General features: G+C 48.1%; 12 protein-coding genes. 3 read left to right on the top strand and 9 right to left on the bottom strand.

What is annotated here, in order from left to right:
* Positions 1-200: 200 nt before the first annotated feature.
* From K331_RS0108495 to K331_RS0108455, 9 genes are all read right to left on the bottom strand, one after another.
* Positions 201-1130: an alpha/beta fold hydrolase gene (locus K331_RS0108495; RefSeq protein WP_028589958.1), complete on the bottom strand. Its 930-nt coding sequence runs from the start codon at positions 1128-1130 to the stop codon at positions 201-203.
* Positions 1130-1783: a TetR/AcrR family transcriptional regulator gene (locus K331_RS0108490; protein ID WP_028589957.1), complete on the bottom strand. Its 654-nt coding sequence runs from the start codon at positions 1781-1783 to the stop codon at positions 1130-1132. Before K331_RS0108490 ends, K331_RS0108495 begins: the two co-directional genes overlap by 1 nt.
* Positions 1784-2022: 239 nt before the next feature.
* On the bottom strand, positions 2023-3321 hold the full coding sequence (locus tag K331_RS0108485) for an NCS2 family permease (RefSeq protein ID WP_028589956.1): 1299 nt from the start codon (positions 3319-3321) through the stop codon (positions 2023-2025).
* A gap of 355 nt (positions 3322-3676) precedes the next feature.
* Entirely contained in the window at positions 3677-4975 is a 1299-nt protein-coding gene (locus tag K331_RS0108480) for a DUF438 domain-containing protein (RefSeq protein ID WP_028589955.1), read from the bottom strand.
* A 14-nt stretch (positions 4976-4989) separates the two neighbouring features.
* Positions 4990-5217 (bottom strand): DUF1858 domain-containing protein, encoded by a 228-nt coding sequence (locus tag K331_RS0108475; protein WP_028589954.1) that lies wholly within the window; start codon positions 5215-5217, stop codon positions 4990-4992.
* A 564-nt stretch (positions 5218-5781) separates the two neighbouring features.
* Entirely contained in the window at positions 5782-6519 is a 738-nt protein-coding gene (locus tag K331_RS0108470; protein ID WP_028589953.1) for a tRNA threonylcarbamoyladenosine dehydratase, read from the bottom strand.
* A gap of 34 nt (positions 6520-6553) precedes the next feature.
* On the bottom strand, positions 6554-8332 hold the full coding sequence (gene aspS, locus K331_RS0108465; protein ID WP_028589952.1) for an aspartate--tRNA ligase: 1779 nt from the start codon (positions 8330-8332) through the stop codon (positions 6554-6556).
* Between the two features lie 81 nt (positions 8333-8413).
* Positions 8414-9658: a histidine--tRNA ligase gene (hisS, locus tag K331_RS0108460; RefSeq protein ID WP_028589951.1), complete on the bottom strand. Its 1245-nt coding sequence runs from the start codon at positions 9656-9658 to the stop codon at positions 8414-8416.
* 532 nt (positions 9659-10190) lie between these two features.
* Positions 10191-10898 (bottom strand): ArsR/SmtB family transcription factor, encoded by a 708-nt coding sequence (locus K331_RS0108455; RefSeq protein ID WP_028589950.1) that lies wholly within the window; start codon positions 10896-10898, stop codon positions 10191-10193.
* Positions 10899-10980: 82 nt separating this feature from the next.
* Here K331_RS0108455 and K331_RS0108450 point away from each other — a divergent pair, with 82 nt between their 5' ends.
* The 3 genes from K331_RS0108450 to K331_RS0108440 all read left to right on the top strand — a co-directional run bounded on the left by K331_RS0108450 (position 10981) and on the right by K331_RS0108440 (position 15802).
* A complete protein-coding gene (locus tag K331_RS0108450; protein ID WP_084165404.1) occupies positions 10981-11583 on the top strand; it encodes a flavin reductase family protein in 603 nt (200 codons plus the stop codon).
* Between the two features lie 1195 nt (positions 11584-12778).
* Complete coding sequence (locus K331_RS0108445) at positions 12779-14389, top strand: acyl CoA:acetate/3-ketoacid CoA transferase (protein ID WP_028589948.1); 1611 nt, start codon at positions 12779-12781, stop codon at positions 14387-14389.
* Positions 14390-14557: 168 nt separating this feature from the next.
* The gene (locus K331_RS0108440; RefSeq protein ID WP_028589947.1) at positions 14558-15802 is read left to right on the top strand and encodes an L-lactate MFS transporter; all 1245 of its coding nucleotides are present in this window, start codon (positions 14558-14560) and stop codon (positions 15800-15802) included.
* Positions 15803-15828 lie beyond the last annotated feature (26 nt).

Genomic DNA, 15828 nt, shown 5'->3' with positions numbered 1-15828 from the left:
TATTCTCTTATGGTCAATCGCTGACAACACAAAAGGATTACCAATATACCACATTCCTCCAACGAAAGCTATAAGAAGCCCAACATGAACCCGCTTTCCCGAACCCTGCAGTTCCCCATAAGAACAGCCGATCATTCCTTTTGGTGCCACATCATTTTTTCGGCAAGAGCTTTTGACTGTCCAGTGGTTTTAATACATTATCATTCTAAAAAAGATGCCGTAAGCTCAGCTAATTCCTTTGATTTAGTATGATGTAAATAGTGTCCTCCCTCTATGATTTGAATAGCTGACTTGTCACTATTCTTAACCATGTCTTGATGAATCCTCAACCAGTTATCATTAGAATCCATGCTTTCTGTTGCCAAGAAATACATAACGGGCAGACTTTTAGGGTACTGTATCTCAGCCGTTTTATTAAAATTCTCCAGCATGGATTTGCCTTCATTCATTGTTGCTTTTGATCCTATATTTTTTAGAGACAAATATTTATATTGCTCGGCTAATTTATCTCCCACATCTGGAATGTTCAGCATGTCGGTGTTCATATTTGAGAGTACACGATACAGTCCCGATTTACTTAAAAGCTCAATGGCCCCCGCTATATTATCATCGGCTCCCCCTTGTGAAGGAAGGCTGCTATCAATTCCTATAAAGGCTTCAACCTCATTAGGATATTTTTTAATATACTCAAGAGAGTAGACCCCCGTAATTGAATGGCCCATAATCGTATACTTTTTGATTCCCTGCTTAACCAACACCTCATGTATTTCGTCGGTTATATTTTCAACAGATCTTTCCTTATCCGTATCATCACTTAGACCATATCCAAAGGGTTCTATCGCAATAACTCGATAGTTTTTTTCTAACTCACTAATCAGTTGCTTGAAATCAATGATCGGTGCAGCTGTCATATAGCCCGGTAATAAAACGATTGTCTTTTCACCTGTCCCGGAGATCTGGAAGTTCATGTTTTCTCCATCTATAGCAACAGTTTCGCCGTAAGAAGCTATCTTCTTTTCTTCACGACTTAGTTGAATTTTATTGTTAATAAACACTCCTGCAAAAAACAAGACAATAATGATTAGTATGGATAGTAAAATAATCCCCGTAATTTTCAATGTTTTTTTCATTACTTGCTCCTTTTTGTAGTAGCACCTGTTAGTTCTTTGACAATCGTTGAGAAGACTTCATCACTTATAACGTTTACTCCACTTTCCTTTAACACATACTGAGCAGCTTTTAATTTTTCAAAAAACGTCTCCATTGTATTTGGGAATAATGCTTGGATGAACCAGGTACTTGTTAATAAAATAATGATTTCAGCCATTTGTTCTGGATATGCTACCTTAATAGAGCCATCCTCATTACCTGCATGAATGTAGTTTACTATTTTGGGAGCCAGAATTTCGCATATTTGTGTGTTATAAATCGAGCTGAAAGTGGGATCGTTTAGTAAGGCTAATGAAGCTGCTGTGGATTGAGTAATATCCTCATTAAACATCGCTTCAAGTAAAATATTTTGAATTTTTTCTAGACCACTTAAATCCTCTCGTTCATCAATAGAATCTAATAAATCCTGATCCGGTATAAACCTTTTTGCGATTCCTACAATAATCTGATATTTGGATTCAAAATGATGGTAAATCGCACCGCGAGTAAGTCCATCCAATCCGGCAACAATTTCACTGATTGAAGTCTGCTCATACCCTTTCTCAATAAATAAAACAGAAGCAGTGTCTAGTATTAAGTTTCTGACTTCCTTTGCTGTATACTTCTTCCTCAAATTATCCCTCCCAAAAAAACATTCAATCGGTATGTTTTTATTCAATTTAAAGCAAAAGCATATAAATATCAATTCTTTTTTAATCTTTCTTGATCACTAGTACAGCTTATATCGAATTGTGTCTAAATATATTATTAATGAGTTGTGATAAACAAAAACCACTGACTACCTGAGAATACAAAAAAGCCTCTGAACCCATATGACTAAGGTTCAGAGACTTCTAAAAGATCCGGTTGCGTTCAGACTACTGCATGCAGGACGAAATTGGCAAGGAACAGGATAGCAATGACATACAGCACGAGTGGCACTTCTTTACCTTTTCCCGCTGCAAGCTTCGCCAAGGGGTATGCGATGAAGCCAAATGCCATTCCATCCACAATGCTGTAGGTGAACGGAATCATGACCATGATCAGGAAAGCTGGAAATGCGTCTGCAAAATCCGCAAAGTTCATTTCCTTCACATTCTGCACCATCAAGCCACCGATAATAATCAGCACAGGAGCAATAGCACTATCTGGAATGTATGTCAGCAGCGGAATGAAGAAGAAGGTCAGACCAAACATGATCGCTGTCACGAGTGGCGTAACACCTGTTCGACCTCCTGCCGCAATCCCGGCAGTGGATTCCGCCGCGGCCACGGTAGGGCTTGTACCGAACAGTCCAGCAAAAATATTACTGATGGCCAGCGCACGCAGACTGCCTTTGAATGCCTCCGGCTTGCCAATCATCGCGGTCTGACCCGCAACAAGGCCAATGTTCTCAAAGACCACAATGAGCAGTAGTAGGAAGACGGCGATCCAGAACGCGATCGTAACGAAGCCTGAAGCTGTAAAGTGCGCGAAGAGCTCACCATATTGCCGCACAGTCTCCTCACTCTTCACAGCAGCCTGTGGGTGCACCGCCCCCAGCAAATATGCCAGCCCCGTACCTACCAGCATGCTGATCAACAGCCCGCCTTGCACATTTCGAATAAACAAAATCAAGGCCAGAATCAACGTCACACAAGCGGTAATAACCCCAGGATCACTAAAATGTCCAATAGCAACAAAGGTCGTCTGATGAGCAATCACGATCCCGCTCTTTTGCAGACCAATGAAGGTCAGGAACAGCCCGATCCCAACGGTAATGCCGTGCTGGAGATTATGAGGAATCGCCTCGCTAATCTTGCGATATAGGGAAGTGAACGCCACGATCGCGAACAGCACACCCGTGATGGATACGACCGTCAGCGCTTCCTGCCAGCTCAGCTTCATGGAGTGAACAAGTGTATAGGTGAAGAACGCATTGATCCCCATCCCGGGCACCACAATAATCGGAGATTTACCACCAAAGGCCATCAGCAGACAGCCTGCCACCGAAGTAAGCAGTGTCGCCAGCATAGCACCCTGCAAGGGCATGCCAGCATCAGACAGAATCGTTGCATTGACCAAAATAATATAGACTACGGAGAAGTAAGACAGCAGCCCCGCCGTAATTTCCTTCTTCCATTGGTGCTCGGGTGTGAAGCCAAGCGTACGGGAAAACATCCCTCGGTTCATAAACGTGCAGCCTCCAAATCGTTAACATAAGATGTCATGATAAAAAGCAAACATTACCCATCATACACTCCTTTCGCACCTTTCACAAGGCTTTCACAATAGTTTCAGATCCCTTTTCATTCCCCCTCCAAAGACTGCTCCACGCCCGACCTCCGACTGAATCCAATCATTCCAAAATCACAAAACAACGGACCTCTACCATTTGAGCAGAGTTCCGTTATTCTGGACTTAATTCTTATTTAGTTCGTTTCTGATGCGGCTAGCTTGGATGGTATCCTGTTATTAGTCCAGTTATGTCCTGTCCATTACCACACTATTCAGACAATACGATTTAGACAATATTATTTAGACAATACTATTCGGACAAAATTCGTTTCTGTCCTTCCAAGGCACGAATGGGCGCAACATTCTGCGTAAATTCCAATGTCCCCAGATAACGACCATCTGCATCACGGACAGCGAAGTAGCGAATCAGGATGAATTTGTCCTTCATTGTAATCCAGAAATCCTCAGCATCCTTCTTCCCGGCTTTGAAGTCCTCCAGCAGCTTCTCTACGACATGTACGCTTTGTGGTGGATGACAATTTTGCACTGTACGGCCAATTACGGCTTTTGTACGGGCGAAGATCCGTTCTTTACCATGAGAGAAGTAGCGAACAACATCATTCTCATCAATAAAGGTTAGATCCACTGGCAAGTGATTCATGATCAGCTCCAGCTGCTGCATGGATAGAATTCCCGTCTCAAAGCGGATGAAGCCCTGTGGAGTCGCACCTTCAGTCTGCGCTGTGCCATCTTGCCCTGTAGCCGTCTGCGCACCGTGAAAGTCTGCTTGGGCTCCTTCTGGCTCCGCTGCTCTATGAGGAATCCATTCCTGCTCTGGGGCTGTTAGGCAAAAGCCAATTTCCGGGCTTTCATGCGCAATCTTGACCCATTCATCCTCAGTCAGCTTACCTAGAGCCATCGGGAGCAAGATGTTCTCTTCCTTGAAAATCATCTCGTTGACCTCGCGGATCGCTTGCTCCAGCGTGTCCACTACCTCTTGTTGATTGCCCGTATAGTTAGTCAGCATCGCTTTGGCGCCCTTGATCATCGCCCGAATGCCGTCATCAATTCCCCACATCACCTTTGTTGGCCCAAAAATTCCGTAGCGCTCCAGGTAAGGGAAGAGCAGATTCTCCTTACGGCTATAGTGCTTGTCGATGTCCAGCAGCAGATTGAGATCCTCCAGCAGCTTGTATCTGATCTCGTCACTATCCTGTCTGGCGAACTTGTCCTTGTGTAGATCAATCTGGAAATTGACCAGCTTCTCAATTTCGCGATTTTCCAGCTTGAAGGTGTGTACCGGGTGACCTGGCTGCTCTTCAGGCTTCTCAGACCGGTGAATGTCCTGGATCGATCCCTTGAAGATGGCTGTATGCACAGAGCAAAGGCGTTGCACCTCGGATACAGGAATGCCCTCCTCCGTCATCAAGGCGTGCTCCAATTCGGAAATCTCCGCCACCGTCACATCACCGACCGCCTCTTCGAAGCGAGCCTTGACCTCGTCGACACTTTTACCAGCATGCAGTTCCTTGATAATCTCCTTCAGCAGCTCCTGACGCTCCGACCGTTCTTTTCCCATCATTTCACGATTATTAATCAATTCACTCATCTTCGCTCGCCCCTCTATTCTTCAAGTGCAAAGCCCTGCATGGCAAAGGCTTGCCGAACCGTATCTACATCCATCTTTTTCAGCTTCATACCTTTGTTCAAGGTCATGTAACGACCTGCCGTCTGCAGCATGCCTGGAATGGCGATATCACGAAAGCCCAGTTCGATCATGATGTCCTTCACTTCAGGATAACGCTCCACAAGGTGCAATATTGGCTCATTCATGCTTAACGTACGACCCATCTCATCACTCCTGGCTAGCTACCGTATTACGGCAGTCGATATTGGGTTTAACTTTGACTGTCTTTTGTGACTTGAATTAATTGCTTGATGGCTTGCATTCGTTGAGAACATTTCTCACTAACAACTTAACATACGGTGATAAGGTCGATTGTGATTACAATCACAAGTTTTTAGAAATCACAATTTGCACTAAACTGTCGGTTTCACAAGAATATAAGGCTTGGACATGCGGAGGTTAGACATAACAAAGCTCTTGCACAGCATACAGGAAAAGAAGACGGGCATAGTTCAAGGAGAAGGAATACGTACGTAGGGATGAAACTATAGAGATCGAGCTATAGAGACAGAGCTTTAGAGATGTAACCTTAGAGACGGAGCCTTAGATGGTTACATAAAAAAAGCCCGCAGACAGCAATGAAGATGCTATCTACGGACCAGCCAGTGCACAGGTGCAACCGGGCATTAATGTTGAGTATGCAAATGGAGTCTTGCATGCTAGCCTTGCACGCTTAACCATAAGGAAGGCAACGGCCCCTAGTTTAAGCTACAAGTTATAAGGAAGCTCTATGCAAGCAGTTCCTTCACCGCGACACTGACCATGATCAAGCCAGCAACAGGCGGTACGAATGCATTGCTTGCAGGAGGCTGTTTGGCTTTACGGATTGCTGGAGCATTTTCCGGCACGATCTTCTTCGTGATATCCTCACGCGGCTTGATCGGCTCCTCCGTGGAAAAGACCACCTTAACGCCTTTCTTGATGCCTTCCTTGCGCAGCTTCGTTCGAATGACACGAGCCATCGGGTCCATCGAAGTTTTGGAAATATCCGCTACCTGGAACTTGGTCGGGTCCATCCGGTTCGCTGCGCCCATGCTTGAAATGATGGGAACCTTGCGCTCCAGACACTGCTTGATCAGATGGATCTTGTAAGAGATCGTGTCGGAAGCATCAATGACATAATCCAACTCGAATTTGAACAGCTCCTCATAGGTCTCTTCTGTATAGAACATGTTAAGAGCTATCGCTTCGCATTCAGGATTAATCAGCTTCACACGATCTACCATCAGATCGGCCTTCTTCTGTCCAATCGTGCTGGTAAGCGCGTGGATCTGACGGTTAATGTTGGTGATATCCACGACATCCTTGTCGATCAGGATGATCCGGCCAACTCCGCTGCGAGCTAGAGCCTCTACCGCAATCGATCCTACACCGCCTATGCCAAGCACAGCGACTGTGCTATTTTTTAACTTCTCAAGTCCTTCGGAGCCAATAGCCAGCTCAGTACGGGAGAACTGATTCAGCATACCCGTCGATGACCTCCTTTGTCATGCTGTGATATTAAGCCTTGCTTGCAGCCGGCTTCGGTGCGAGACGAATATGCAGCTGCTCCAGCTGCGACTGATCCACCCCAGACGGTGCGTTCATGAGCAGATCGGTAGCACTCGCTGTTTTCGGGAAGGCAATTGTCTCTCTCAGATTCGTGCGACCCGTAAGCAGCATCACCAGACGGTCGAAACCAAAGGCGATACCACCGTGAGGAGGCGTTCCGTAATCGAAGGCATCGAGCAGATAGCCGAATTTATCGTTGGCTTCCTCTGGAGACAGGCCGATTGCGTTGAACATTTTCTCCTGCACATCACGCTTATAGATCCGCATGGAGCCGCCACCAACTTCGTAGCCGTTCAGGACGATGTCATAGGCTTGGGCACGAATTTGTCCCGGGTCAGTATCGAACAGCGCCAGATCCTCATCCTTTGGACGAGTGAACGGATGATGCTCCGCTACATAACGTTTTTGATCCTCATCATAACCGAGCAGCGGGAAGTCTACCACCCACACGAACTTGAATTTGCTGTCATCGATCAGCCCCAGTTGGCGCCCAATCTTCAGACGCAAGGCACCGAGTACATCCGCTACGACCTTCTTCGTGTCTGCCGAGAACAGCAGCAAGTCGCCTTCTTCGGCTCCCGTGCGCTCTTTGACAGCTTCGATCTCTTCCGGCGTAAAGAACTTCACGATTGGCCCCTTGAATTCGCCGTCCTTGACTTGAATCCACGCCAGACCCTTCGCACCATAGCGTGCAGCATATGGTCCAAGATCGTCAATCTCTTTACGTGTCCATGTTCCGCAGCCCTTCGCATTCAGGACCTTCACTTCTCCACCCTTCTCAATGACCGAAGCGAACACCTTCACACCGCTAGTCGCTACAATATCGTTCATCTCGATCAACTCCATACCAAAGCGCAGATCCGGCTTATCTGAGCCGTATTTACCCATGGCATCAGCATAAGTAATGCGTTGGAATGGCAGCTCCAATTCTACACCGACCGTCTCGCGGAGCAATCTGGCCATCAATTGTTCCATCATGCCCATGAGGTCATCCTGCTGAAGGAAGGATGTCTCAATATCGACTTGAGTAAATTCTGGCTGACGATCTGCACGAAGGTCTTCGTCACGGAAGCAGCGAGCAATTTGATAGTAACGCTCAAGGCCACCTACCATCAGCAGCTGCTTGTAGATTTGCGGCGATTGTGGCAGAGCGAAGAATTCACCCTCATGCACACGGCTTGGTACCAGATAGTCACGCGCACCCTCTGGCGAGCTCTTCGTCAGGATTGGTGTCTCTACCTCAATGAAGTCTTCTCCATCCAGGAAGTCGCGGAAGATCTTCGCAGCCTTGGAACGCAGCTTGAGTGTGTTATACATTTCTGGACGACGCAGATCCAGATAGCGGTATTTGAGACGCAGGGACTCATCCACCTCTACTCCATCTTCGATGAAGAACGGAGGAGTCTTGGCTGCATTCAATACTTCGATCTCGGTAATCTGTACTTCAATCTCCCCTGTCGCCAGGTTCGGGTTAATCGTCTCTGCGTCACGCTTCACCACTGTACCTTTGACAGCAATGACGTATTCACTACGCACACGGTCAGCAATGCCCAGAGCATCACCAGAAAATGCGGGATTAAATACAACTTGAACGATTCCGCTGCGGTCGCGGAGATCGATGAACAACACGCCACCCAGGTCACGACGGGTCTGTACCCAGCCGTTCAGGGTTACTGTCTCTCCAATATGCGCTGTTGTCAGGGTGCCGCATTGATGACTCCTATTCATGATCATTCTCCTTTAAAATGTATATTTTCTATTTAAATTGAACGTAAGCTTACATGTTTAAGTTCAACTTATATAATCAGCCTATATCAGTGCATCCTTAAGCTCATCCAGACGAACGGTGCGTTGCTCTCCTGTAGCCATTGCTTTCAGGGCAATCTCGCCGCGCTCCAGCTCGTCATCACCCAAAATAGCTGTATAACGTGTGTGCAGTCGGTCTGCAGCTTTCATCTGAGCCTTCATTTTACGATTCAGATAATCGCGCTCGGCAGCAATCCCGGCTTGACGCAACAGGAACAGTTGCTTGGTGACCTCGCGTTCGGCGGCTTCCCCAAGTGGAATCAGGTACACATCGAGTGGCTTAGACGTATCTGCTGCAATTCCCTGATGCTCCAGAATCAGTTGAATCCGCTCCAGCCCCATGCCGAAGCCGATACCTGGCTGATCTGGTCCTCCGAGGTCTCCGACAAGCCCGTTGTAGCGTCCCCCCCCGCCGATCGTATCAATGGCGCCGATGCCCTGCGCCTTGAATTCGAAGGCAGTCATCGTGTAGTAATCTAGTCCTCGTACAAGGCGGGAATTCAAGGTAAACTCCACATTCATATCATTGAGATACGATTGAACCTTGGCAAAATGTGTGCTGCATTCCTCATCCAGACTATCCAGTATGGAAGGCGCATCCGTGAATTTATCCTGATCCACCTTGCAGTCCAGCACTCGGAGCGGGTTACGCTCGATGCGGGATTGACAATCCTTGCACAGGGTATCCTTCATCGGAAGCAGGAAATCCAGCAGGCGTTGGCGATAAGCCGCACGGCTAGACGCATTGCCGACCGAGTTCACCTCGACACGGACATCCTTCAGGCCCAGCTCCACACAGAGCTGGTAGCCCATAGCAATCACTTCAGCATCAATCGCAGGATCAGTCGCTCCCAGCGCCTCAATCCCGAATTGGTGGAACTGGCGCTGCCGACCCGCCTGAGGTCGCTCATAGCGGAACATAGGTCCCACATAGTACAGCTTGGTTACGTCGGGTTCGCCGTACAGCTTATTCTCGACAAAAGACCGGACCACGCCTGCGGTTCCCTCCGGGCGAAGAGTCATGCTGCGGTCGCCCTTGTCCTTGAAGGTGTACATTTCCTTCTCGACCACATCGGTGGTCTCTCCTACACCACGAACGAACAACTCTGTCTGCTCGAAGATCGGTGTACGAATTTCACGGTAGTTGAAGCGGCGGCTAATATCCCGCACTTTCTCCTCTACGTACTGCCATTTCTCGACGGTACCGGGCAGCAGATCCTGCGTCCCTGTCGGTTTTTGAAAGGCCATTTCGTTTCCCTCCATTATCTCTGCAATTCAATATGAACAGCTTGCCATATACAACAAAAAAATCCCTCGCCCTGTCTGTAACAAACAGGGACGAGAGATTGTCGTTTACGATCACCCGTGGTACCACCCACATTCCGATAACGCACCTCGGATTCAGAAATCCGCAGTCCGTATCGCTCAACACGTGTAACGCCCGCACAGCGCAAATCAGCTACTAATCGCACAGCAGGATACTGCCATACTCTTGTTCGCTGTTTGTTCTCGGGGAAGTCATTCGTCCGTTCATCAAGAGAGCTCTTCCAGCCAAGGAGCTCCTCTCTGTACTTGTGGGTGCCGGATTACTTGGTCCCGTCATCAAATCCATATTGTAATTATTTTTTGATTTTAATGAACTAAATTGTCAAAGTCAAGACAAAACAATCTACTTGGGTACATTTCAATCGTATTTCTACATGATTCCACACTTTTTTCATTCGAGTTCAAATGTTATCTGTTTCAATTTTCTGATGGACCTGATTCGCTATTGATCCGACTAATTGGCTTCCCATGTAATTCCAAACGACTCCTGAAGGCCCGCTCTGCCCTCCAAAGTGATGTCTACAGCACGACTGTCCGGACGGGTACGAATCCACCCTAGGTCTAGCAGACGGTTCAGCAGCTTCTCTCCCAGCACACCTGCAACATGGTAGCGACGTTCGCTCCAATCGAGACATTGGCGTGCTATAGCCCGGCGTGATGAGGAAGAATTTGTCCATTCAATCCCGAAAGACTTAAGCCAGGTATAGCCCTCCGCTGTAATCTCGTAATTCCGCTCCTCCCCTGCTGCTGGCTCCTTCAGAACTCCTTTTACAAGCAACGCTTCGCAGATGGCAATGCCTAGTTGCCCCGCCAGATGACGATAGCAGGTACGAGCACCGCTTAGTCGTCTTAACTGCTCAGACTGCCTCAGAGATCGAATCTGTACAGGTGGCGCCAAGTTAGCCATCGTTTCGACAAGTCGTGCCACTTCCGGTCCCGCTATCCGGTAATAGCGATGACGTCCTTGGGGCTCGACCGTAAGCAAGCCTCCCTCTACCAGCTTGGCAAGATGGCTGCTGGCCGTCTGGGGCGAGACACTCGCCATATAAGCTAATTCACCTGCTGGAAGAGCCCTTCCGTCCAATAGGGACTCCAGAAATATCGCCCTGCTCGGATCAGCAATCAATGAGGCTACGACAGCTATATTCGGATATGCATTCATATTTCGATCATATATGAAATATCTGCGCGATACAATACAGGTAATCTTGATACATAGCTGTTAATAAGGAGAGATGAGCCAAATGAATTCCCACGTTAGCATCCAGCCCAACATATTGTATTATGGCATGCCAATCCTTTTGCTGAGCACCTCTAATGAAGACGGATCTACGAATCTGTCTCCCTTGTCCTCTTCCTGGGCGCTTGGTGACTGCATTGTCCTCGGTATGGGTATCCAGGGACAAGCCTACGCGAATATTATGCGCCTGCCGCAATGTGTCATTAATTTGCCAGAGGCTGGCTCATGGGAGCAAGTCGAACAGATCGCATCTTATACGGGAATGAATCCTGTACCCGAAGCCAAGCAGCAGCTCGGATTTCGATATAGGAAGGACAAATTCAGCGCCGGAGGATGGACACCACAAACATCTGCTCAGGTTGGACCCATGCGTGTAGCGGAGTGCCCCCTTCAATTGGAGGCTGAGGTGCACCATATCCGTGTTCCCGAACATACGCCGTACATGGCTATTGTGGAAGTCAAAGTAGTACATGTGCACGCCCATCCACACATTCTGCAGGCTGACCATAAGATTGATCCTTTGAAATGGCAGCCACTCATCTACAATTTCCGCCATTATTTTGGTCTGGGTGACCAGAAAGGCGCAAGCTACCGTGCGAAAAACTAGAATGTAGGTGTTCCTACAGTAGCAGTACAGTAGCGGCAGAGTAGCGATAGAGTAGCGATAGAGTAGCGATAGAGTAGCGATAGAGTAGCGATAGAGTAGCCGCAAAGTCACAACACATAAAGGTAGTTTTTTTATGTTAGATCCATGTCATAGATGCTAGAACGATTAGTCAGTGATTGCAGTTCCTAGAACGTACCTTTTCCTTACTGTGTCCTGCAAGGGAGATAGCTTGTGACATAGTTTGAGGGCCGACTAAATCATGCTTATAGAGAAGCCGGGTACGTAGTTCGTAGCCTTGGGACGGACTGTAATCGCTGAATGGCCCCAGAGTCGAGCAGTTAAGTAATTCCATTCCCGAAAAAGTCTAACGTAGCAAAATTGCGAAAAAAACTCCCGTCACACATAACATAAATTTTTTTTTGGCCTTTTCGAGCCACATGCAGCACTCGGTGATTGGTCCAAGCAGTCTTCTCATCTAGCTATGAGTACACGTATGTATTGTGTCATGTTACCTGTAACGTTATGTGTACGGCTTATACATCCTGACTCAGCTGAATATGGCCCGTATCCGCCAGGTCTAATGGCGCCCCCACCCATCGTCGAATCTCACAAGCCCAAGAAAGTGTAGCATTTTTGCAAATCAAATATGAGCTTCTCCAGACTCTCACTCAGCTCTACTGAATTCCCCTTATTAGGCCAAGACATTGATGCCTCTAAGTCTCGTTTTGAAGCTCTATAGTATACATCCCCATTATGCTTCCCTCCTTGCCATCCTGAATTCCCCTTCTCTATTCTGTGCTTTTCGACCTCTTCACCTTCATTCTATTCGCAATTTTGCTACACTTTCTCACCTCTTTCCGGAGCAATTAGGCCCCTGTTGACGAGAAAAAAAACACGCACTATGATTCAAGTGAAAGTAATCACAAGTAATTCCGGAGTGAAAGTGAATGTTTTCACAAAATAATGCGAGACTTACTTAATCTACTTTTCTATTAGTCTACTTTCTTATTTGTCTACTTATTCCGTAATGACGCCAATGAGCCTGCACATGAGACCAGAAAGTTTGCCTCATGCAGCAGATTACCTATTACGTAGCAGTATGCCAGCACTTAGATACAACTTTTAATCAAGGTTACTTCTATTTTATTCATTCAATTCATCTCAACATCTTATCTCATCGAGGGAGTGAACACTCATGTCCAAAATCATTACAGCGAGTGAAGCAGCAGCACTAATTCCGGATGGAGCCACCATAGCCGCAAGCGGCTTCGGTCTCTCCTGCTGGGCTGAGGAAATGGGCATCGCCATTGAAGAACGATTCTTGGAATCTGGTCATCCTCGTAACCTGACAGTCGTTCATGCCAGTGCGGTTGGCGATCGCCGGACCAAGGGAATGAGTCATCTGGGCCATGAAGGTCTGATCAAACGCTGGATCGGTGGCATCGCGATTGCATCCCCCGCTATGGCTAAGCTTATCGAGGACAATAAATGTGAAGCCTACAATCTGCCACAAGGCGTAATTACACAGCTATTCCGTGAAATTGCGGCCAAGCGTCCAGGAGTCATCACCAAGGTTGGTATGGAGACCTTTGTCGATCCTCGTGTAGAAGGCGGTAAAATGTCAGCCTGTACGACAGAGGAGATCGTCAAGCTGATTGAGCTGGAAGGCGAAGAATGGCTGTTCTATAAGAGCTTCCCAATTCAGGTCGCATTGATCCGTGGTACTGTGGCTGACGAAAATGGAAATTTGACGCTGGAAAAGGAAGGCTTGCATATGGAGGTTCTGCAGATTGCTCAAGCCGTGCGCAATTCTGGCGGTATCGTGATTGCTCAGGTAGAGACCGTAGCCAAGAACGGTACACTGCATCCAAAGGATGTCAGAGTGCCTGGTATCCTGATCGATCATCTGATCATCTCCGAACCGCAAAATCATTTCCAGACCGAAAATACGCAATACAATCCTGCCTTCGCCGGGCATGTGAAGGTACCGATGGATGCCATGGAAGTGATCCCACTCGACGAGCGTAAAATTATCTCACGTCGCTCGGCTGCCGAGCTGGTACCAAATACAGTGCTTAATCTTGGCGTCGGCATTCCGGTCTGTGTAGCTACAGTGGCCGCAGAGGAAGGCGTCAGTGACCAATTAATTCTAACAACCGAGGCAGGCTCGGTCGGCGGTGTCCCAGCAGGCATCAAGGATTTTGGGCATGCCTACAACTCCGAGGCCATCGTGGATCATGTGTCCCAGTTTGACTTTTACGACGGCGGCGGTATTGATCTCTCCGTGCTGGGGCTGGCTCAGACCGACGAATCCGGGAACGTCAATGTCAGCAAGTTCGGTACCCGTGTAGCAGGCTGCGGCGGATTTATCAACATTTCGCAATCGGCCAAAAAGCTCGTCTTTGCTGGAACCTTCACCGCGGGAGGGCTGCAAATTGCTGTTGAGGACGGCAAGCTTCAGATCGTGCAAGAGGGTAAAGCCAAGAAATTCCTGAAGAAGGTCCAACAAATTACCTTCAGCGGCTCCTACGCCACTAAGGTCAAGCAGCGGGTCGTCTATGTGACAGAACGTGCGGTATTTGAGCTGCAGGATGGAAAAATGACACTAACAGAGATCGCCCCTGGCATTGATTTACAGACCCAAATTCTCGATCAGATGGAGTTCATGCCTGTCATCTCGTCAAAGCTGAAGGAAATGGATGCCGCTATGTTCTGTGAGCATTGGGGCAAGCTGCGTGACGTGATCACAGCCAAGGGTAGCGAGCAAGCGAAGCATGAGATACTAGATGCTGTGGCTACTGTATAAGCGCAGGCCAAGAGAATATAGGCACTTGTCAGAAGTATCAACTGATCACAAGGACTGACAGAGATGAATGATCGAATGAATGAAAGTCATGATATAGCGAAATTAATAGCGGGAGCATTGCCCTCTCTTCACCCGCACTGATCCTGCATCAGAAAGGACCAACATCCTATGGAAAATGTACAATTGAATCGCTGGCGCATTCTAATCGCCGCGACCCTGATCAATATTTGCGTCGGCTCTATTTATGCCTTCAGTATTTTTGCACTTCCACTCAGTAAAGTGTTCTCGGCAAGCATGCCTGAAATTATGATGGCCTTTACGATTAATGGTGCCATTTCACCCATCCCGATGATTTTGGGCGGGAAGCTCGTAGACCGGGGTGGGGCAAGAACCGCGATCTTCCTCGGCGGCGCGATGTTTGGACTTGGCTTCATCTTGTCAGGTCTTGCCACAGCCCCCTGGATGCTCTATGTGACCTACGGGGTGATCGCTGGCCTCGGGCAGGGGATCGTCTACTCAGCTACCATCGGGAATACCGTGAAGCTCTTTCCGGATAAGCGTGGCCTCGCCGCCGGGATTGTAACCGCAGGTTATGGCGGCGGTACGATTATCATCGCTCCGCTGGCGAATGCCTTGATTACTAGCTCTGGCGTGCAGACAACTATGATGATGCTTGGCACAGCCTTCCTGATCGTCATTATGGCTGGCGGACTATTCACCAAAGCCTGTCCGGCAGGGTACACACCTGCTGGCTGGTCACCACCGCAGACAGCAGGCGCACGTCCAGGCTCAGTCAATCTGAACTGGCGACAAATGCTTAAGCAGCCACTGTTCTACGTCATTGCTTGCCTGTTCCTGATTGGTGCCTTATCCGGTATGATGGTTACCTCCAATGCCTCGGTCATTGGCCAGACAATGTTCGGTCTGTCCGCTGGTGTAGCCGCTCTGTTCGTAAGTCTTTACTCCCTTAGTAACTGCCTGGGACGCATCTTTTGGGGAGCCGTATCGGACCGAATTGGCCAATTACGCTGTCTCATGATGATCTACCTTGTGATTGCTGTCATGATGCTGACGCTGGCATTGTCCAGCTCTGTCGCTGGCTTTGCCGTCGCCATTATCGGCATTGGCCTATGCTTCGGCGGCACGATGGGTGTCTTCCCTTCGATCGTCGGACAGAAGTTCGGCATGAAATATTACGGTGTCAATTATGGCGTAACCTTCATCGGCTACTCGGGTGCTGCCTTTTTCGGACCGCGAATTGCCAATTCCGTCGCAGCGGCGAATAACGGCATGTTCACCAACGCCTTTTACATCGCGCTCGTCATTGCCCTGGTAGGCTTCGCGCTGACCTTCCTCTACAAAGCTTTGGAGAGTAGCAATAGACCTGCACCTACCACTGTCGAAGCAGCATGATCTGCTTTAAGAAGCTATTTAGCTAG

It is taken from the genome of Paenibacillus massiliensis subsp. panacisoli DSM 21345, assembly GCF_000426545.1.
Lineage (GTDB): Bacteria > Bacillota > Bacilli > Paenibacillales > Paenibacillaceae > Paenibacillus > Paenibacillus panacisoli.
This window is presented reverse-complemented; position numbering and strand designations above follow the sequence as displayed.